The organism is Frigoribacterium sp. PhB160, assembly GCF_003751785.1.
In the GTDB taxonomy this organism is placed as follows: Bacteria; Actinomycetota; Actinomycetes; order Actinomycetales; family Microbacteriaceae; genus Frigoribacterium.
Window position 1 is genome coordinate 1,040,770 of sequence record NZ_RKIE01000001.1, and the last position, 17,768, is coordinate 1,058,537.

Annotated in this window: 15 protein-coding genes and 1 tRNA gene; 8 read left to right on the forward strand and 8 right to left on the reverse strand. The window is 72.7% G+C overall.

What is annotated here, in order from left to right:
- The first annotated feature begins 34 nt into the window (after positions 1-34).
- The 7 genes from EDF38_RS04915 to serA all read left to right on the forward strand — a co-directional run bounded on the left by EDF38_RS04915 (position 35) and on the right by serA (position 7,556).
- On the forward strand, positions 35-1,921 hold the full coding sequence (locus EDF38_RS04915) for an acetolactate synthase large subunit (RefSeq protein WP_123354231.1): 1,887 nt from the start codon (positions 35-37) through the stop codon (positions 1,919-1,921).
- Complete coding sequence (gene ilvN, locus EDF38_RS04920; RefSeq protein ID WP_123354232.1) at positions 1,918-2,424, forward strand: acetolactate synthase small subunit; 507 nt, start codon at positions 1,918-1,920, stop codon at positions 2,422-2,424. Before EDF38_RS04915 ends, ilvN begins: the two co-directional genes overlap by 4 nt.
- A gap of 83 nt (positions 2,425-2,507) precedes the next feature.
- On the forward strand, positions 2,508-3,533 hold the full coding sequence (ilvC, locus tag EDF38_RS04925; protein ID WP_123354233.1) for a ketol-acid reductoisomerase: 1,026 nt from the start codon (positions 2,508-2,510) through the stop codon (positions 3,531-3,533).
- Positions 3,534-3,804: 271 nt separating this feature from the next.
- Positions 3,805-4,944, forward strand: coding sequence for a mannitol-1-phosphate 5-dehydrogenase (locus EDF38_RS04930; protein ID WP_123354234.1), 1,140 nt, complete (start codon positions 3,805-3,807; stop codon positions 4,942-4,944).
- Positions 4,941-5,465 carry a hypothetical protein gene (locus EDF38_RS04935; protein WP_123354235.1) on the forward strand — a complete coding sequence of 175 codons (525 nt, stop codon included), beginning with the start codon at positions 4,941-4,943 and terminating at the stop codon, positions 5,463-5,465. The genes EDF38_RS04930 and EDF38_RS04935 overlap by 4 nt, the downstream gene beginning before the upstream one ends.
- A complete protein-coding gene (locus tag EDF38_RS04940) occupies positions 5,462-5,836 on the forward strand; it encodes a hypothetical protein (protein WP_123354236.1) in 375 nt (124 codons plus the stop codon). The genes EDF38_RS04935 and EDF38_RS04940 overlap by 4 nt, the downstream gene beginning before the upstream one ends.
- Positions 5,837-5,966: 130 nt before the next feature.
- Positions 5,967-7,556: a phosphoglycerate dehydrogenase gene (serA, locus tag EDF38_RS04945; protein WP_123354237.1), complete on the forward strand. Its 1,590-nt coding sequence runs from the start codon at positions 5,967-5,969 to the stop codon at positions 7,554-7,556.
- Positions 7,557-7,673: 117 nt separating this feature from the next.
- Here serA and EDF38_RS04950 read toward each other — a convergent pair whose 3' ends face one another.
- The gene (locus EDF38_RS04950; RefSeq protein ID WP_123354238.1) at positions 7,674-8,309 is read right to left on the reverse strand and encodes an MBL fold metallo-hydrolase; all 636 of its coding nucleotides are present in this window, start codon (positions 8,307-8,309) and stop codon (positions 7,674-7,676) included.
- Between the two features lie 168 nt (positions 8,310-8,477).
- Here EDF38_RS04950 and EDF38_RS04955 point away from each other — a divergent pair.
- Positions 8,478-8,553 (forward strand) — tRNA-Glu (locus tag EDF38_RS04955).
- 144 nt (positions 8,554-8,697) lie between these two features.
- On the opposite strand, the gene EDF38_RS04960 is transcribed toward EDF38_RS04955, so the two are convergent.
- The 7 genes from EDF38_RS04960 to EDF38_RS04990 all read right to left on the reverse strand — a co-directional run bounded on the left by EDF38_RS04960 (position 8,698) and on the right by EDF38_RS04990 (position 17,609).
- Positions 8,698-9,681, reverse strand: a complete 984-nt coding sequence (locus tag EDF38_RS04960; RefSeq protein ID WP_123354239.1) for a carbohydrate ABC transporter permease — start codon at positions 9,679-9,681, stop codon at positions 8,698-8,700.
- A complete protein-coding gene (locus EDF38_RS04965; protein ID WP_123354240.1) occupies positions 9,678-10,817 on the reverse strand; it encodes a carbohydrate ABC transporter permease in 1,140 nt (379 codons plus the stop codon). Before EDF38_RS04965 ends, EDF38_RS04960 begins: the two co-directional genes overlap by 4 nt.
- Before the next feature lie 164 nt (positions 10,818-10,981).
- Entirely contained in the window at positions 10,982-12,343 is a 1,362-nt protein-coding gene (locus tag EDF38_RS04970) for an ABC transporter substrate-binding protein (protein WP_123355032.1), read from the reverse strand.
- Between the two features lie 130 nt (positions 12,344-12,473).
- Positions 12,474-13,496 carry a LacI family DNA-binding transcriptional regulator gene (locus EDF38_RS04975; protein ID WP_123354241.1) on the reverse strand — a complete coding sequence of 341 codons (1,023 nt, stop codon included), beginning with the start codon at positions 13,494-13,496 and terminating at the stop codon, positions 12,474-12,476.
- 110 nt (positions 13,497-13,606) lie between these two features.
- Positions 13,607-14,275 carry an alpha-ketoglutarate-dependent dioxygenase AlkB gene (locus EDF38_RS04980; protein WP_123354242.1) on the reverse strand — a complete coding sequence of 223 codons (669 nt, stop codon included), beginning with the start codon at positions 14,273-14,275 and terminating at the stop codon, positions 13,607-13,609.
- Positions 14,276-14,346: 71 nt separating this feature from the next.
- A complete protein-coding gene (locus EDF38_RS04985; RefSeq protein ID WP_148061452.1) occupies positions 14,347-15,930 on the reverse strand; it encodes a PQQ-binding-like beta-propeller repeat protein in 1,584 nt (527 codons plus the stop codon).
- Positions 15,931-16,004: 74 nt separating this feature from the next.
- Entirely contained in the window at positions 16,005-17,609 is a 1,605-nt protein-coding gene (locus EDF38_RS04990; RefSeq protein ID WP_123354244.1) for a PQQ-binding-like beta-propeller repeat protein, read from the reverse strand.
- Positions 17,610-17,768 lie beyond the last annotated feature (159 nt).

Below are 17,768 nucleotides of genomic sequence, written 5' to 3' on the forward strand. Positions count from 1 at the left end.
CGGACCACCACCCACGAAGAGGGAACCGGCACAGATGCCCCACGACACGACGACCCCGACGCCCGGAGCCGCAGCGCGGCCCGCGGCCCGCGGCGCGGCCGACACCGCCCCGCAGCCCGAGATCCTGACCGGGTCGGGCGCGATCCTCCGGTCGCTCGAGCACCTCGGCGTCACCGACGTCTTCGGGCTGCCGGGCGGCGCCATCATCCCGTTCTACGACGAGCTCATGGCCTCGACGGCGATCCGCCACATCCTCGTGCGCCACGAGCAGGGTGCCGGTCACGCCGCCGAGGGCTACGCGGCCGCGTCCGGCCGGGTCGGGGTCGCCATCGCGACCTCGGGCCCCGGGGCGACGAACCTCGTCACGGCCATCGCCGACGCCTACATGGACAGCATGCCGCTGCTGGCCATCACGGGCCAGGTCTTCTCGACGCTGATGGGCACCGACGCCTTCCAGGAGGCCGACATCGTCGGCATCACGATGCCGATCACGAAGCACTCGTTCCTCGTCACGAAGCCGGAGGACATCCCGGCCACCCTGGCGGCGGCGTACCAGATCGCGAGCACGGGTCGACCCGGTCCGGTGCTCGTCGACATCACGAAGGACGCGCAGCAGAACTCCGCCCCGTTCGTCTGGCCGCCCGTCGTCGACCTGCCCGGGTACCGCCCGGTGACGAAGGCGCACGGCAAGCAGATCACCGCGGCGGCGCAGATGATCGCCGAGGCGAAGCGCCCGGTCTTCTACGTCGGCGGCGGCGTCATCCGCGCCGGCGCGTCGGCCGAGCTCCGCACGCTGGTCGAGGCGACCGGGGCGCCCGTGGTCACGACGCTCATGGCCCGCGGCGCCTTCCCCGACACCCACCAGCAGCACCTCGGCATGCCCGGCATGCACGGCACCGTGCCCGCCGTGCTGGGCCTGCAAGAGAGCGACCTCATCATCGCCCTCGGCGCGCGCTTCGACGACCGGGTGACCGGCAAGGCCGACCTCTTCGCCCCCGACGCGAAGGTCGTCCACGTCGACATCGACCCCGCCGAGATCTCGAAGATCCGTCTCGCCGACGTCCCCATCGTGGGCGACGCCAAAGTCGTCATCCCCGACCTCACGAGCGCCTTCACCGAGGTGACCGGCGGGACGCGTCCCGACATCGCGGCCTGGTGGGAGCACCTCGAGAGCCTGCGCGAGCAGTTCCCGCTCGGCTACACGGAGCCCGACGACGGGCTCCTGTCGCCGCAGGCGATCATCCAGCGCATCGGCCAGCTCTCCGGCCCCGAGGCGATCTACGCCTCCGGCGTCGGCCAGCACCAGATGTGGGCCGCGCAGTTCATCCAGTACGAGCGCCCGCACGCCTGGCTCAACTCCGGCGGCGCCGGCACGATGGGCTACTCGGTGCCCGCCGCCATGGGGGCCAAGGTGGCCCAGCCCGACCGTGTCGTCTGGGCGATCGACGGCGACGGCTGCTTCCAGATGACCAACCAAGAGCTGGCCACCTGCGTCATCAACGACATCCCCATCAAGGTCGCCATCATCAACAACTCGTCGCTCGGCATGGTGCGGCAGTGGCAGACCCTGTTCTACGAGGGCCGTCACTCGTTCACCGACCTGAACACCGGCCACGAGACCCGCATGGTCCCCGACTTCGTCAAGCTCGCCGACGCCTACGGCGCCCTCGGCATCCGCGTCACGAGCGAGGACCAGGTCGACGCCGCCATCCAGCTCGCGCTGGAGACGAACGACCGTCCCGTCGTCATCGACTTCGTCGTGAGCCGCGACGCCATGGTGTGGCCGATGGTGCCGCAGGGCGTCTCGAACTCCGAGATCCAGCACGCCCGTGCCCTCGCACCCGAGTGGGACGACGAGGCGCCCGGCACGAGCGCCTCCGACACCACGCGCGACGGCGACATGACAGGAGAACACGCATGAGCCACGTCTTGTCGCTCTTGGTCGAGGACAAGCCCGGACTCCTCACCCGGGTCGCGGGCCTCTTCGCCCGTCGCGGCTTCAACATCGAGAGCCTCGCGGTCGGCAAGAGCGAGCTCGAGGGCTTCAGCCGCATCACGGTGGTCGTCGACGTCGAGGAGCTGCCGCTCGAGCAGGTGACGAAGCAGCTGAACAAGCTCGTCAACGTCATCAAGATCGTCGAGCTCGACTACTCGCAGTCCGTCCAGCGCGAGCACCTCCTCATCAAGGTGCGCGTCGACAACACGACCCGGTCGCAGGTGCTCGAGGCCGTGACCCTCTTCCGCGCCTCCGTCGTCGACGTCTCCACCGACGCCCTCGTCATCGAGGTCACGGGCGACACGGGCAAGACGCAAGCGCTCCTGCGTGTGCTCGAGCCCTACGGCATCAAGGAGATCTCGCAGTCCGGGCTCCTGGCCATCGGCCGCGGCGCGAAGTCGATCACCGACCGCGTCTTCAAGAACTAGGGGCGCACGGCCGCCCGGCCCGCGCCTCCCACAGCACGACCCACCGACACGACACCCGTCGACAACCGAGGAGAAGCACCACTGTGACTGAGATCGTCTACGACAACGACGCCGACCTGTCCATCATCCAGGGCAAGAAGGTCGCCGTCATCGGCTACGGCTCGCAGGGCCACGCCCACGCGCTCAACCTCCGCGACAGCGGCGTCGAGGTCGTCATCGGCCTCAAGGAGGGCTCGAAGAGCCGTGCCAAGGCGGAGGAGGCCGGCTTCCAGGTCCTCACCCCGGCCGAGGCCTCGGCCTGGGGCGAGGTCATCGTGGTGCTCGCGCCCGACCAGGTGCAGCGCCACGTCTACGCCGACGACATCGCCCCGGCGCTGACCGAGGGCAAGGCCCTCGTCTTCGGCCACGGCTTCAACATCCGCTTCGGCTACATCGAGGCACCCGCGGGCGTCGACGTGCTGCTCGTCGCCCCGAAGGGCCCCGGCCACACCGTCCGCCGCGAGTTCGAGGCCGGCCGCGGCGTCCCCGTCATCGTGGCCGTCGAGGAGGACGCCTCGGGCGCCGCCTGGGACCTCGCCTGGTCGTACTCGAAGGGCATCGGCGGCCTCCGTGCCGGCGGCATCAAGACGACCTTCACCGAAGAGACCGAGACCGACCTCTTCGGCGAGCAGGCCGTCCTCTGCGGCGGCACCTCGCAGCTGATCCAGTACGGCTTCGAGACCCTCACCGAGGCCGGCTACCAGCCCCAGATCGCCTACTTCGAGGTGCTTCACGAGCTCAAGCTCATCGTCGACCTCATCTGGGAGGGCGGCCTCGCCAAGCAGCGCTGGAGCGTCTCCGACACCGCCGAGTACGGCGACTACGTCTCGGGCCCCCGCGTGATCGACCCCTCCGTCAAGGAGAACATGAAGGCCGTCCTCGCCGACATCCAGTCGGGTGCCTTCGCGAAGCGCTTCATCGACGACCAGGACGCCGGCGCCCCCGAGTTCAAGGAGCTCCGCGCCAAGGGCGAGGCCCACCCTATCGAGGCCACCGGCCAGGAGCTCCGCGCCCTCTTCGCCTGGAAGCAGACCGACACCGACTACGTGGACGGCAGCGCTGCGCGCTGACGTCCCCGTAGCCGGGCGCGACGCTGGCGACATGGTCGGCTCCGCCGACAGGGGACGGCAGCGCTGCGCGCTGACGTCCCCGTAGCCGGGCGCGACGCTGGCGACATGGTCGGCTCCGCCGACAGGGGACGGCAGCGCTGCGCGCCGACGTCTCCCTCGTCGCAGCGTCACCCGCACCACCCCCCGTCCCACCCGCGAGGCCCCGCTCCCACCCGGAGCGGGGCCTCGCGGCCGTCCGGCGTCTGGCCGGGGTCGTGGCATGATCTAAGGCATGGCGACGAGCAAGAAGGCAGTGCACTTCGGTGCGGGGAACATCGGTCGGGGCTTCGTGGCGCAGTTCCTGCACGCGAGCGGCTACGAGGTCGTGTTCGCCGACGTCAACGACGAGCTCATCGGCCTGCTGCAGGCGCAGCCGTCGTTCGAGGTGCACGAGGTCGGCGAAGACAGCCGCACGAGCGTCGTCGACGGCTACCGGGCGATCAACAGCCGGTCCGACGAGGAGGCGCTGATCGCCGAGATCGCCACCGCCGACGTCGTCACCACGGCCGTGGGCGCCCGCATCCTCCCGTTCGTCGCCCCGGTCATCGCGAAGGGGCTCGCCGCGCGTGACGCCTCGCTGCCGCCGCTGACCGTCATCGCGTGCGAGAACGCGATCAACGCCACCGACTCGCTCGCCGAGTCCGTCCGCCAGTCCGACCCGGCCGAGAACGCCGTCTTCGCGAACTGCGCCATCGACCGCATCGTCCCCGAGCAGGCCGGCGGCACGCTCGACGTCACGATCGAGTCGTTCTTCGAGTGGGTCGTCGAGAGCGCCCCGTTCGGCGAGCACCGCCCCGACATCCAGGGCGTGACCTGGGTGCCCGAGCTCGAGCCGTTCATCGAGCGCAAGCTCTTCACCGTCAACACCGCGCACGCCGCCGCGGCCTACCACGGCTTCGCCCGCGGGCTCACGAGCATCCGCGAGGCGCTGGCCGACCCCGAGGTGCACGCCGAGGTGCTGGGCGCGCTGGCCGAGACCAAGTCGCTCCTCGTCGCCAAGCACGGCCTCGACGCGGACGACCAGCAGCGGTACATCGACAAGAACCTCGTCCGCATCGCGAACCCGCACCTGCCCGACACGACCGAGCGCGTGGGGCGCAACCCGCTCCGCAAGCTCAGCCGGCACGAGCGCTTCGTGGGCCCGGCGACGCAGCTGGCCGAGCGCGGGCTGCCCGCCGACGCCCTGGTCCGCGCCGTCCGTGCCGCCCTCGACTTCGACGTGGCCGACGACGCCGAGAGCGTCGAGCTGCAGGCGCTGCTGCGCTCGGGCCTCCCCGCCGACGAGCTCACGGTCACGCTCACCGGGGTCGACGCCGACCACCCGCTCTTCCCGGCGCTCCGCGAGGCGGTCGGGTCGAAGCTGTCGGCATGACGCCGTCCGAGCCCGACCGAGCCCCCGGCTCAGAGGCGCCCGGCTCCGAGGCACCCGACTCCGCGGCGCCCGACACCTCGGCGCCCGGCGTCGAGGCGGACGAGCTCGACGACGAAGGCCTGAGCTGGGGCGACGAACGCGACGCGAGCCACGTCGAGGGACCGGCGCCCGTCACCGCGGCAGGCTCCGACGACGAGATCGACCCCGACGCTCCCGAGATGCTGAGCGGCGCCTCCCTCGTGGGCCACGGCGTCTTCGGCGGGGTCGCGTTGCTCTCCAGCGTGGGGTGGATCGTCTCCCGCGACCGGTTCCTGCTCGCCTTCGGCGGCACCCTGGTCGACGACGTGCAGACCGCCCTGTGGCTCGTCGGCCTGTTCCTCGCGCTCGTGGCGCCGCTGCTCTGGTTCGTCGCGACGATCCTCCTCGTGCCGCAGAGCCGCTCGGGCCGACGACTCGTCGTGATGGCCGTCGGCGCCGTCGCCCTCGCGCCGTGGCCCCTCGTGATCGGGGTAGGCGCGTGAGCGCCGAGAAGGCGCCCCGCGCCTCCGTCCGCCGTCGACCGCGCCTCGGGGCCGTCGTGCTCGCGGTGGTCGTCGGCCTCTTCTTCGCCTACGACCTCTACGAGGCCGTCACGAACCTCGTGCTCGTGCCGCAGGACGCCCGCTACCAGAACAACGAGATCTACGCCGAGGCGGGGGCGACGTCGTTCATCGCCCACCCGCCCTGGGCGGCCCTGGTCGCCAACGTCCTGCTGCCCGTCGTCGCCTACGCCGGCGCCCTCCTCGTGGCGCGGCGTCGGCCGCTGCCGCAGGTGGCCCTCGCGCTCGTCACCGGCCTCGCCCTGGTCGGGTCGCTGTCGCTGACCATCACCGCGTACGTCCTCAGCATCTGACGCGCGCGGCCCCGGCGTCGGCCTCCGTCATGTGCGCGTCGGCCCGCGGCGCAGTGGATAGAGTGGCCGACAGCCGCGCCCACGGCGCGTCGCGGCGTCCCCCGACCCCCTTCGTTAGGAATGTGTCTCCGTGGCCAAGCCCGTCGTGCTGATCGCAGAAGAACTCTCACCCGCCACCGTCGAGGCCCTGGGGCCCGACTTCGACGTGCGGTCCGTCGACGGCACCGACCGCCCGGCCCTGCTGTCGGCCCTGGCCGAGGCGAACGCGATCCTCGTGCGGTCGGCGACGAAGGTCGACGCCGAGGCCATCGCGGCGGCGCCTCACCTGCAGGTCGTCGCCCGCGCGGGCGTCGGGCTCGACAACGTCGACATCAAGGCCGCCACGACGGCGGGCGTCATGGTGGTCAACGCGCCGACGTCGAACATCATCTCCGCCGCCGAGCTGACGGTCGGCCACATCCTCAGCCTCGCCCGCCACATCCCGGCCGCCCACGCCGCCCTCGCGCAGGGGCAGTGGAAGCGCTCCAAGTACACCGGCGTCGAGCTGTTCGAGAAGACGGTCGGCATCGTCGGCCTCGGCCGCATCGGCGCCCTCATCACCGCGCGCCTCCAGGCGTTCGGCGTCGACGTCGTCGCGTACGACCCGTACGTCACGCCGGCTCGCGCGCAGCAGCTGGGCGTCACCCTGCTCTCCCTCGACGAGCTGCTCGCGACGGCCGACTTCGTCACCATCCACATGCCGAAGACCCCCGAGACGACCGGCATGATCGGCCTCGAGCAGATGAAGGCCATGAAGAAGACGGCCTTCGTCGTCAACGTCGCCCGCGGCGGCCTCATCGACGAGGACGCCCTGTACGAGGCGCTGACCACCGGCGAGATCGCGGGTGCCGGCCTCGACGTCTTCGTCACCGAGCCGCCCGTCGACCAGAAGCTGCTCGGCCTCGAGAACGTCGTCGTCACGCCTCACCTCGGCGCGTCCACCGACGAGGCTCAGGAGAAGGCCGGCGTGTCGGTCGCCCGGTCGGTGCGCCTCGCGCTCGGCGGCGAGCTCGTGCCCGACGCCGTCAACGTCGCGGGCGGCGTGATCGACCCGTACGTGCGACCCGGCATCCCGCTCCTCGAGAAGATCGGCCAGGTCTTCGCCGGCCTCGCCGACTCGCCGCTCACGAGCGTCGACGTCGAGGTGCGCGGCGACCTCGTCGAGCACGACGTCAGCGTGCTGAAGCTCGCCGCCCTCAAGGGCATCTTCACGAACATCGTGAGCGAGTCGGTCAGCTACGTGAACGCCCCGCTGCTCGCCGAGCAGCGCGGCATGACCGTGCGGCTGCTGACCGACCCGACGAGCGAGGAGTACCGCAACGTCCTGACGATCCGCGGCTCGCTGTCCGACGGCAGCCAGATCTCGGTCTCCGGCACCCTCACCGGCACGAAGCAGGTCGAGAAGATCGTCGAGATCAACGGCTACGACGTCGAGGTGCCCATCGCGGCCCACCACCTCGTGATGGTCTACGGCGACCGCCCCGGCATCGTCGCGATCTACGGCAAGGAGTTCGGCGACGCGGGCATCAACATCGCGGGCATGCAGATCGCCCGCCGCAGCGCCGGCGGCCAGGCGCTCAGCGTGCTGACCATCGACAGCCCGGCCCCCGACGAGCTGCTCGAGGCCCTGCGCGTCGCGATCGACGCCGAGGTGCTGCGCGAGATCGACGTCACGCTCTAGCCGCCGCGGCGAGGCACCGACGCACCGACCGCCCCGGTCGACGACGCAGGTCGTCGGTCGGGGCGGTCGGTCGTCCGGGGTCGGTCCGGGCAGGTCGGGACCGGCCGGCCGTACCGGTCAGATCTCGATCGACTCGTGGGCGGCGAGCTCGACGGCGTCGCCGCCGACCGACTGCGCGCTCGCCTTCATCCGGTCGAAGTGCATCCCGAGGCCGGGGCCGGAGAGGGTCTGCTCGTGCGTCGGGAAGACGAGCTTCGCCTTGACCGCCGCGACGTAGTCGATGACCTCGCCGACCTTGAGCCAGGGCGCCCCGACGGGGGCGGCCAGGGTCTCGACGGGCACGGGAGGGACCGTGAACTGGTCGCCGGGGTAGAAGAGGCGTCCGTCGACGAGCACGCCGACGTTGTCGACGACGGGGATGCTCTCGTGGATGACCGCGTGGCGGCTGCCGTGGAAGGACAGCGTGAAGGGGCCGGCCTCCACCGTGTCGCCGTCGGCGACGACGTGGACGTCGAAGCCGTCGGCGGCGTCGGCGACGCCCTGGGGGCCGTACACGACAGCCTCCGGGCTCGTGGCGAGCAGGTGGGTGAGCTGGTCGGGCGTCCAGTGGTCCTGGTGCTCGTGGGTGACGACGACGGCGACGACGTCGTGCAGGTCGACGAGGGGCGTCGTGAACGACCCCGGGTCGACGACGAGCTTGCGCCCGTCCTTCTCGACGACGAGGCAGGCGTGTTCGAGTTTGGTGAGGCGCATGGGGCCGACTGTACGCCGGCGCGGGGGAGCGGTCCTGCCCTCGGGAGGCGCGCCTCCCGAGGGCAGGACGGGCTCGTCCGAGGTGCCCCGGCGGCTGCGCGACACGCGGGTGCGCCTCGATTTGTGACGGGCTCGACGGGTGTGGCATACTCGACGAGTTGCAAATACGGCCCCATCGTATAGCGGCCTAGTACGTCGCCCTCTCACGGCGGTAACACGGGTTCGAATCCCGTTGGGGTCACCAGCATCACCACGAACCGCTCGGCTCTCAGCCGGGCGGTTTCGTCGTTCCGGCGTCGCCTCGTCGAGGGCGTGTCCGCGCCGACACGAGGACGGCCCCGGCGGCGTCTCGTCGACGTCGCCGGGGCCGTCCCCTGTGCCCTGGGCCTCAGCCCTTGGTCGCGCCCGCCAGCAGGCCGCGGACGAAGAAGCGCTGCAGGGCGAAGAACACGATCAGCGGCACGATGATCGAGATGAACGCCCCGGCCGTGAGGAGCTCCCACGACTGGCCGTACGAGCCCGACAGGTCCTGCAGGGCCTTCGTGATCGGCAGTCCCTGCCCGGAGGTGAAGACCGTCGCCACCAGCAGGTCGTTCCACACCCAGAGGAACTGGAAGATGCCGAAGGAGGCGATGGCCGGCATCGACAGGGGCAGCACGATGCGGAAGAAGACCTGGCCGTGGCCGGCGCCGTCCATGCGCGCGGCCTCGATGACCTCGGCCGGGATCTCGCTGATGAAGTTGTGGAGCATGAAGATCGCCAGGGGGAGGGCGAAGATCGTGTGCGCGATCCACACCTTGGCGAACGAGCCGTCGAGCCCGTTCACCCCGAGGCCGGGGAGGATGTAGAGCCCGCCGACGCGGAGGCCGTCCGAGAAGAGGCGGAGCAGCGGCACGAGGGCCATCTGGATCGGCACGATCTGCAGGGCGAAGACCAGCACGAACATCGTGTTGCGGCCCTTGAAGTCGATCCAGGCGAAGGCGTAGGCCGCGAGGCTGGCGATCGTGATCGGGATGAGCGCGGCGGGCAGCGTGATGACGAGCGAGTTGAGGAACGCCTTGCCGAGAGTCAGGCTGTCGCCCGAGCTCAGCGCGTTGACGTAGTTGTCGAGCGTGAAGCCGGGGTTCGCGAAGACGGTCCACCAGCCCGTCGTCTTGATGTCGTTCGCGGGGCGGAACGACGAGATGAACAGTCCCGCCGTGGGGAGGGTCCAGATCACGGCGATGACGAGGGCGGCGATGGTCGCGCCGCGGCTCGTGGTGCCGCGCTTGAGCTTGCCGCTCGAGTGCTCGATCTTGGCCAGGCCGCGCTCGAGCTGACGCTCGGCGCCGGACGAGACCGGGACCGCGATGGGGGTCGGGGTGGCGGTCATCGGATCTCCCTCTGCTTCTGGATCTGACGGGCGTTGTAGATGACGATCGGGAGCACGAGGACGAACAGGATGACCGCGAGGGCCGAGCTGTAGCCGCTGCGGCTGCCGAGCTGGAACTGGCGGACCATCTCGAAGGCGAGGATCGTCGTGTCGTTGCGGCCGCCGGTCATGGCCGAGACGATGTCGTAGACCTTGAGGGACGCGATCGAGATCGTCGTCAGCACGACGATGATCGTCGTGCGGATGCCCGGGACGGTGATGTGCCGGAAGGCCTGGAAGCCGTTGGTGCCGTCGAGCGACGCCGCCTCGAGCTGCTCGGCGGGGACGCCCTTGATGGCGGCCGAGAGCACCGTCATGGCGAAGCCCGCCTGGGTCCAGATGAGCACGATGACGAGCAGCAGGGTGTTCCACGGCTCGAGGCCCAGCCAGTCGACGGGCTGTCCGCCGAAGGCGACCAGGATGCCGTTGAGGAGGCCGATCTGCTCGCCCTGGCGGATGTCGTAGAAGAACTTGAAGATGATCGACGCGCCGACGAACGAGATGGCCATGGGCATGAAGACGAGCAGCTTGAGGAACTTCTCGCCGCGGCTCTTGTCGATGAAGACGGCATAGGCGAGGCCGATGGCGGTCGCGGTGATCGGGGCCAGCAGCACCCAGATCAGGGTGTTGCCGAAGGCGGTCAGGCCGTCGGGGCTGGTGAAGACCCAGGCGAAGTTGTCGAGCCCGGCGAAGCCCGAGCCGTCGTTCTTCATGAAGGCCTGCCCCGCAGTCGTGATGGTCGGGTAGATCAGGCCGATGATGAGGAAGAACACGGCGGGCGCCATGAAGGCGACGAGCTGCAGCGAGTAGCCGGCGCCGCGCTTCGAGCGGTAGTCGAGCAGGAACAACCCCCCGCCGAGGACGGCGGCGATCGCGGCGACCCAGATGACCGAGTTGTAGAGCCCGAAGGCCAGGAGGACCACGACGGGCACGACGACGCAGACGGCGAGGCGGAGGATCGTGTACGGGGTTCCGCGGCGGGGTGCGAACTCGACGAAGACGAGCACGACGGCCACGAGCGCCGCGAAGGCGAGCAGGATCAGGGGGATCTGGGCCAGGGGCGGGATGCCCGCCAACCACTGGAAGAAACTGGACATCGCTGTCCCTTTCACGTTCGGGTGCAGCGGGGGAGCGGCTGCGGGCACGCGGGACGGGCGGGACCGCCGGGGGCGGGTCGGGGCCCGGGAGTGACGGGTCGGAGGACCCGGGTGGTGCGGGACGAGGGGTCGCCGCCGGGCGGCGACCCCTCGCGGTCAGGCTGCTAGCTGGTGTAGCCGGCCTGGATCTCCTCGAGCACCGAGTCGGTGTCGGTGCCGTCGATCCAGTCGACCATGCCCTTCCAGAAGCTGTCCGAGCCGACCGACTTCGGCATCAGGTCGGAGCCGTCGAAGCGGAAGGTGGTGTCGGTGCCCTGCAGGATCTCGACGGCGCTCTTCAGCAGGTCGCTGCCGGCGTTCTCCGGGTCGAGGCCCTTGTTGGCGGAGATGACGCCGCCGAGCGAGACGCGGCTGTTGGCCCAGTCGGCGCTGGCGAGGTACGCCTGCACCTTGGCGGTGTCGTCGTCGTTCGAGAACGCCGCGACGAACTCGCCGCCGCCGGTGACGGCCGCCGGGTCGTCCTCCTTCATGGGCGGGGTGAGGAAGGCCCAGACGTCGCCGTCCTCGGCCACCGTCGCGGGCTGGCCGTCGGCGTTGTTCGCCGCGGTCAGGAAGCCCTCGAAGAAGGAGGCCTGGTGGGTCAGCGCGCAGCTGCCGTTCGCCACGTTGGTGGCGACGTCGCCGAACGCGGTGGAGTTGATCGACTTCACGTCGCCGTAGCCGGCGTTGACCATGTCGGGGTCCTGCAGGATCGTGCCGACGGAGTCGAACGCGTCCTTGATCTCGGGGTCGGTGAACTCCGTGTCGCCGGAGACCCACGAGTCGTAGGCGTCGGGGCCGGCCCCGCGCAGCACGAGGTCCTCGACCCAGTCGGTGCCGGGCCAGCCCGAGGCCTCGCCCGAGTTGAAGCCGGCGCACCAGGGGGCCGTCCCGGTCTTCTCCTGGATGGTCTTCGAGACGGCGACGAGGTCGTCGTACGTCTTGGGGATCTCGACGCCCCACTCCTTGAACTTGGCGGGCGAGTACCAGACGTAGCCCTTGACGCTCGCCATGAGCGGGGCGCCGTACTGGGTGCCGTCGACCTGGCCGTACTTCTGCCAGTCCTCCGACCACCCTTCCTTGACGTTGGCCAGGGCGTCGGCGGGGAGCTCCTGCACCTTGCCCGAGGCGACCGTGTCGGCGAGCAGGCCCGGCTGCGGGAAGATCGCGAGGTCGGGGGTGTCGCCGCCCTGGACCTTGATCCCGATCTGCTTCTCGAACTCCTTGTCGCCGGTGTACTTGATGTCGATGTCGTTCTGCTTCTCCCAGTCGGCCCACGACTTCTCGAGCAAAGTCGCCTCGTCGCCGTTGATGGTGCCGTAGACGTTGACGACGCCGTCGGCCGTGCCGACGTCGGCCGCGCCGGCGCCGCCGCCGGCGTTCGGGTCGTTGGGGTCGGCGGTGCCGGAGCAGCCGACCAGGAGGAAGCTCGACGCCGCCAGGACCGCCAGGGGCCCGGTGAAGCGGCGGTGCAGGGATGCTCGCATGGTGTTCTCCTCGTTGAGTCGCATCTCGGCGGCCGCTCGTGCTGTCGAGTCGTGCCGCCCGCGCACGTCGTCGTCGACGCGCGTCGACTGTGAGTGTCACACACCCGCAGGTGCCGCGCAACCGAGCGTGCTAGGGGCGTGTCGGCGGTGCGCTGCTGCCCCGGACGACGAGCTGCGGCGCGACGAGCACGTGGGGGGCGTCGTGACGGCGGCCCTCGAGGCGGTCGACGAGGTGGTCGACCGCGGTGGCGGCGATCTCGCCGCCCGGGGGCGACACCGTCGTCAGCGGTGGGGAGGTCATCTCGGCGGCGAGGTCGCCGATGCTGAGGGCCACGACGGACACGTCGCCGGGGATCGACAGCCCCGTCGCCGCGACGGTCTGGACGAAGCCGGCGAGGGCCGTCTCGTTGAAGGCGACGACGGCGGTCGGCCGCGGCGCGAGGGCGGCGAAGGCCCCGGCCGCCGCGCGGCCGCCGGGCACGGAGTTCTCGGCCCGGTGCGTCTCGAGGCGCACCCCCCGCTGGCACGCCGACGCCACGAGGGCGCTGTCGGCCCGGCCCACCGGTCCCGAGCCCCGCTCGGGCTGCCGGACGCTCTGGCTGAGGAAGAAGACGTGGTCGTGCCCGAGGCCCGCGAGGTGGTCGATGGCGAGCCGGCCGAGGGCGTCGTAGTCGGCGTCGACGAACCAGAGGCCGTCGACGTCGTCGGGGCGCCCGATGTTGGTGAACGGCAGCCGGGCTCGGGAGACGACGGGCACGCGCCGATCGTCCGCGGTCAGCTCCATGAGGATCGCGCCGTCGACGAGGCCCTCGCTGACGAGGCTGCCGAGGCCCTCGACGTCGTCGATGGGGTTCGACCAGAGCAGCAGGTGGTACCCGCGTTCGCGGGCCCGGTCGGTGGCCGCGGCGACGTACTCGAACTCCGACGCCGTGACCCCGCGTCGGCCGTACGGGTAGTGGAGGGCGATGATGCCGCCGCGGGCGCCGGCGAGGCCGCGGGCGAACGCGTTCGGCGTGTAGTCGAGCTCGGCCATGGCCTGCTCGACCCGCTGGCGCGTCGCGGCCGAGATGGTGCGACGGCCGCTGATGGCGTACGACACGGTGCTCGACGAGACGCCCGCGAGGCGTGCCACGTCGTCCCGGGTTGCCGCCATGCTCGTCCACCTCGTCGTCGATCGTGTGCGCTCAGCATAGGAGCGCCGACCTCGACGACGGTGCACCGTGGCCCGACCGGCGCCGTGGCCGGCTGCGGGCGGGCTCGGCGTCAGTCGGGCCAGACGGGACGGAACTGCACCGAGATGCGCGGCCCGGCCGCCTTCTTCGTCTTGGCGATCGCGTGCTCGTGGGTGCGCTGGCAGCTGCCGCCCATGACGAGCAGGTCGCCGTGGCCGAGGGGGAAGCGCCGGATGCGCGCGGTGCGTCGCGAGCGGACGGCGAGCGTTCGCGGTGCCCCCAGGGAGAGGATGCCGACCATCGTGTCGCGGCCGAGCGCCGAGCCCACGCGGTCGCCGTGCCAGGCGATGCTGTCGTCGCCCGTGCGGTAGAAGCAGAGGCCCGCCCGGCGGAAGAGCTGCTCGTCGGGCGCGCCGCGCTCGCCGGAGTACCAGGCGTTGAGCTCGTCGCGGGCCGTCGCGAGGACGGGGTCGGGCAGGGAGTCGCCCGCCCCGTAGGAGGAGACGAGCCGGGGCACCTCGACCACGCGGTCGTACATCGTGCGGCGGTCGGCCTGCCACGGCACCTCGGTGACGAGCCGCTCGAAGAGGGCGTCCGACCCCGTGGCCCACCCCGGCACGAGGTCGAGCCAGGCGCCGTCCTCGAGCTCGAGGTGCTGCACCGCGGGCCCGATCGGCCGCAGCTGGGTCGACCCCGCAGGGCCGGCGCCGAGGTCGTCGTCGAGGGCGTCGAAGAGCGACGCGGTGAAGGGGAGGGTCATGGGGAGAGCCTACGCTCGGATCGAACGCGTGTTCGAACGACGGGGTCGGGCCGGGCGTCGCGGGGCGACGGTCAGGCTCCGACGACCCGCGCCTCCGGGGCGGTCAGCTCGTGGGCGACCCCGTCGACGTCGATGTCGACGAGCGTGCCCGACCAGACGGAGACCTGCAGCTGCCCCGAGTACCGCCAGAGGCGCTCGCCGGTCGCGAGGTCGAAGCCGATGACCGACGAGCGCCCTCCGGAGCTGCCGTACGCGAGCGCGTAGCCCACGGTGCGCCCCGCGGCGACGAGCGCCGCGCCGTTCGGCAGCTCGAGGCGGGTGGTCACCGACCCGCTCGCGCCGTCGAGGCCGCGCACCCCGAGGTCGTCCGCCGGGCCGCCGGGCGTCGTCGACCAGACCGTGTCGTCGGTCTGGCCGGGCAGGCCCTCGACCGACGTGGCGCCCGCGCCCGACCTGGTCCACCGGACGGCGCCGGTCGCGTAGTCGAGGCAGGCGACCTGGTCGGCGGCGACGTCGGTGACGACGAGGCAGGACCGCGCCGCGGTCCACGAGCCGTGCACCGACGTCGACGACCGCCAGAGCTCGCCGCCGTCGGGGCCCCGCGCCGTGAAGCCGCCGTCGTCGCCGGTGGGGGAGTAGAGGTCGCCGCCCCGCACCACGTACCCGCCGAGCGCGTCGAGCCGGGTGCCCCAGGGCGTCGCCTCGCCGCTCGCGGGGTCGATCTGCACCGTCCCGTCGGAGGTGGCGACCACGGCGCGGTCGTCGAGGGCGAGGGCGACGCCCGTCGTGGTGCCCGGCCCCGACCAGGCGACCCGCCCGAGGTCGCGGACGTCGCGCACCTCGTAGACGAAGCGGCCGCCCGCCGAGCCCTGGCGACCGGTGAGCACCGTCGTGCCGCTCGCCTGGAACTGGTCGGAGGTCGTGGCGCTGCGCGGGGCGGCGGCCTCGACGGTCCTCCCCGTCGCGGCGTCGAGGGTCAGCATCACGACGTCGTCGTCGACCGCGGCGCGGACCAGCATGAGCCCGGTGTCGCCGGCGGGCGCGGCCGAGATGACCTCCACCGAGCCGGCGAGGCCGAGGCCCCGGGCGTCGGCGGTGAGGTCGTGCAGCCAGACGGACTCGCCGTGCACGGTGTCGACGAGGGCCAGCCGCGACCCGATGCCGTCGGTGTCGCTGCCGCAGCCCGCGTCGTTGGCGAAGCCGTAGGTCCAGGCCGCGGCGGCGCCGACGAGGATCCGCCCGGGGGAGACGACCTCGTTCGGGAAGCGGAGGCAGGCGGGGCGCGCGTCGGGCGCGAGGGCACCGGCGAGGTCGAGCGACCAGCCGTCCGTGGCGGGGCGGGTCCGCAGGTCGGCCACCGACACGCCCTTCCAGGGGCTCGAGCCGCCGTAGACGGGCTGCGTCGGGACGACCGCCAGCGTCACGCCGAGGGCCACGACGACGACCAGGGCGTAGCCGACGAGCAGCCGACGACCCGCGGAGGCGCGGGCCCACCACCGGCCGACCGGCCCGACCCGGCGTGGTCGCGCGGGGCCCGCCGAGCCGAGGTCGTCGGACGACGACGCCCCGTCGGCCGACCCGCCGTCCCGGGACCCGCCACCGGCCGACCCGCCGGTCGCGCCGCTCGTCCGGCCCCCGGGGCCCGGCTCCCACACGACGTCTGCCGGCCCGGGCCGCGAGGGCGCCCAGGGCCCCGGCGCGCGGCCGCGCCCGGCACCGCCGGCCGCGGTCACGAGGTCCGCCCCACGGCCGTGTCGTCGACGAGCCGGCGGGCCACGCCCCGGTCGTCGATCGAGACGAGAGCGCCGCCCCAGAACGACACCGTGCCGGGGGAGCGGTAGGTCCACAGCTCGGCCCCGGTCGCGGCGTCGAACGCGGTGATCCCGCGCGGGAACGACCGTGCGTCGTCGGTGCCGAGGTAGACGACCGTGCGCGAGGCGGCGACGACCGTGTCGAGCTGCCCCACCGGGGTCCGGAACCGCACGTGCCCGTCGTCGCCCGACAGGGCCGCCAGCGCGGCGTCGCCGTCGCGCTGCACGACGGCGTACACGTCGTCGCCCACCTGGCCGGGGACGGCCTCGACCGAGAAGGCGCCGCCGAGGTCCGTGGTCCACGCCGTCGACCCGTCGCGACGGTCGAGGCAGGTCGCGGCCGTGTCGAGCCGGCCCGTCGTGACGACGCAGCGGGGCGTCACGGCGAGGCCCCGGGAGCCGGTCGGCGCCGACCAGGCCGCCTCGCCCGAGCGGTCGAGCGCCGAGACCGTGCGGGCGCCGCCGAGGCGCCGGCCGAGGGCGTAGACGGTGCCGGGGTCGGCCGGGCTGACGGCGACGACGTCGGGCGCGGCGCCGAACGGCCGTTCCTGGCCGGTGCGGCCGTCGACGCGTCGCGCCCGCTCGCGGCTCACGACGACCAGGCCGTCGGGCAGCAGCAGCGGCGCCGTGCCGACGTCGGCGCGCCCCTCCCAGACGGGATGGTCGAGGTCGCCCGCGTCGACGAGCGAGTACCGGCCGCCCGAGTCGCCGAGCGCGGTCGACGTGCGCAGCTGCAGCCGCCCCGACGTGGCCACGCTCACCGACGGCAGGTCGCGCCGCCCGCGCGTCGACTCGAGGACGCGGCCTTCGGCGAGGTCGAGGGCGACGAGCACCGTCGACCCCGTGGTCTGCGTCTGCACGAGCACGCGCCCCGCGCTCGGCACGACCTGCGACGACGGGATGCTCAGGGGGTCGGTGCCCGCGACCTCGAGCGCGAGGTCGTGCACCCAGACGACGCGCCCGGCGGTCACGTCGACGAGGGCGACCCGGCTCGACGGGTCGGCCGCGGCGGCGTCGCGGCACCCCGTGCCGTCGGCGGGCGAGCCGACGTCGAGGTCGACCGAGCTGCCGACGGCGACGAGCCCGTCGACCGCCTCCGACGGCCAGAGGTGCAGGCAGCCGCGCGGCACGGCCGGGGCGAGCGCGGCGGCGAGGTCGACCGACCACGAGGTGGCCCCCGGCGCTCGCCGCAGGTCGTCGACGGTCGTGCCGCCCCAGGCCGTCCCCTCGCCGTAACGGGGCGTCGCGGCGAGCCCGCCGACCGCGACGAGCGCCGCGACCACGATCAGCCCGACGTAGGCCGAGCCGAGCCGGGCCGCCCCGGAGGCGCGGCGCCAGCGCCCGGGCCGGCCGCGGTCGCCGGGCCCCGCGGCGTCGACCGCGGGGCCCGGCGACGGCTGCGGTGCGCGCTGCCCGACCTGCGCCTCCCGCGCGCCGTGGCCCGGCGACGACGCGGCGGCGCCCCACACGCGGGCCCCGGCGTCGGGGCGCGGCGGCTGCCAGCCGGACAGGTCGTCGGGCATGCTCGGGTCGGCCTCCTCGTCGAGGGTCCCGTCGCGCTCGTGGCGGGTCCCGTCATGCTATTCGGAACCCTCGCCCGAGGCGCTCGGCCGGGGGCGCGCAGCGGGAATGCGCGGGCCCCCGGGCGTGGTTGCACCCCGCCAGCAGGTCGGCCGGGGCCC

Excerpts from the sequence above, each read along its gene's own strand:
- EDF38_RS04965 (WP_123354240.1), bottom strand. The coding sequence starts at position 10,817 with ATGTCCAGTTTCTTCCAGTGGTTGGCGGGCATCCCGCCCCTGGCCCAG.
- EDF38_RS04960 (WP_123354239.1), bottom strand. The coding sequence starts at position 9,681 with ATGACCGCCACCCCGACCCCCATCGCGGTCCCGGTCTCGTCCGGCGCC.
- ilvN (WP_123354232.1), top strand. The coding sequence starts at position 1,918 with ATGAGCCACGTCTTGTCGCTCTTGGTCGAGGACAAGCCCGGACTCCTC.
- EDF38_RS04915 (WP_123354231.1), top strand. The coding sequence starts at position 35 with ATGCCCCACGACACGACGACCCCGACGCCCGGAGCCGCAGCGCGGCCC.
- EDF38_RS04990 (WP_123354244.1), bottom strand. The coding sequence starts at position 17,609 with ATGCCCGACGACCTGTCCGGCTGGCAGCCGCCGCGCCCCGACGCCGGG.
- EDF38_RS04980 (WP_123354242.1), bottom strand. The coding sequence starts at position 14,275 with ATGACCCTCCCCTTCACCGCGTCGCTCTTCGACGCCCTCGACGACGAC.
- EDF38_RS04970 (WP_123355032.1), bottom strand. The coding sequence starts at position 12,343 with ATGCGAGCATCCCTGCACCGCCGCTTCACCGGGCCCCTGGCGGTCCTG.
- EDF38_RS04950 (WP_123354238.1), bottom strand. The coding sequence starts at position 8,309 with ATGCGCCTCACCAAACTCGAACACGCCTGCCTCGTCGTCGAGAAGGAC.
- EDF38_RS04930 (WP_123354234.1), top strand. The coding sequence starts at position 3,805 with ATGGCGACGAGCAAGAAGGCAGTGCACTTCGGTGCGGGGAACATCGGT.
- EDF38_RS04935 (WP_123354235.1), top strand. The coding sequence starts at position 4,941 with ATGACGCCGTCCGAGCCCGACCGAGCCCCCGGCTCAGAGGCGCCCGGC.
- EDF38_RS04975 (WP_123354241.1), bottom strand. The coding sequence starts at position 13,496 with ATGGCGGCAACCCGGGACGACGTGGCACGCCTCGCGGGCGTCTCGTCG.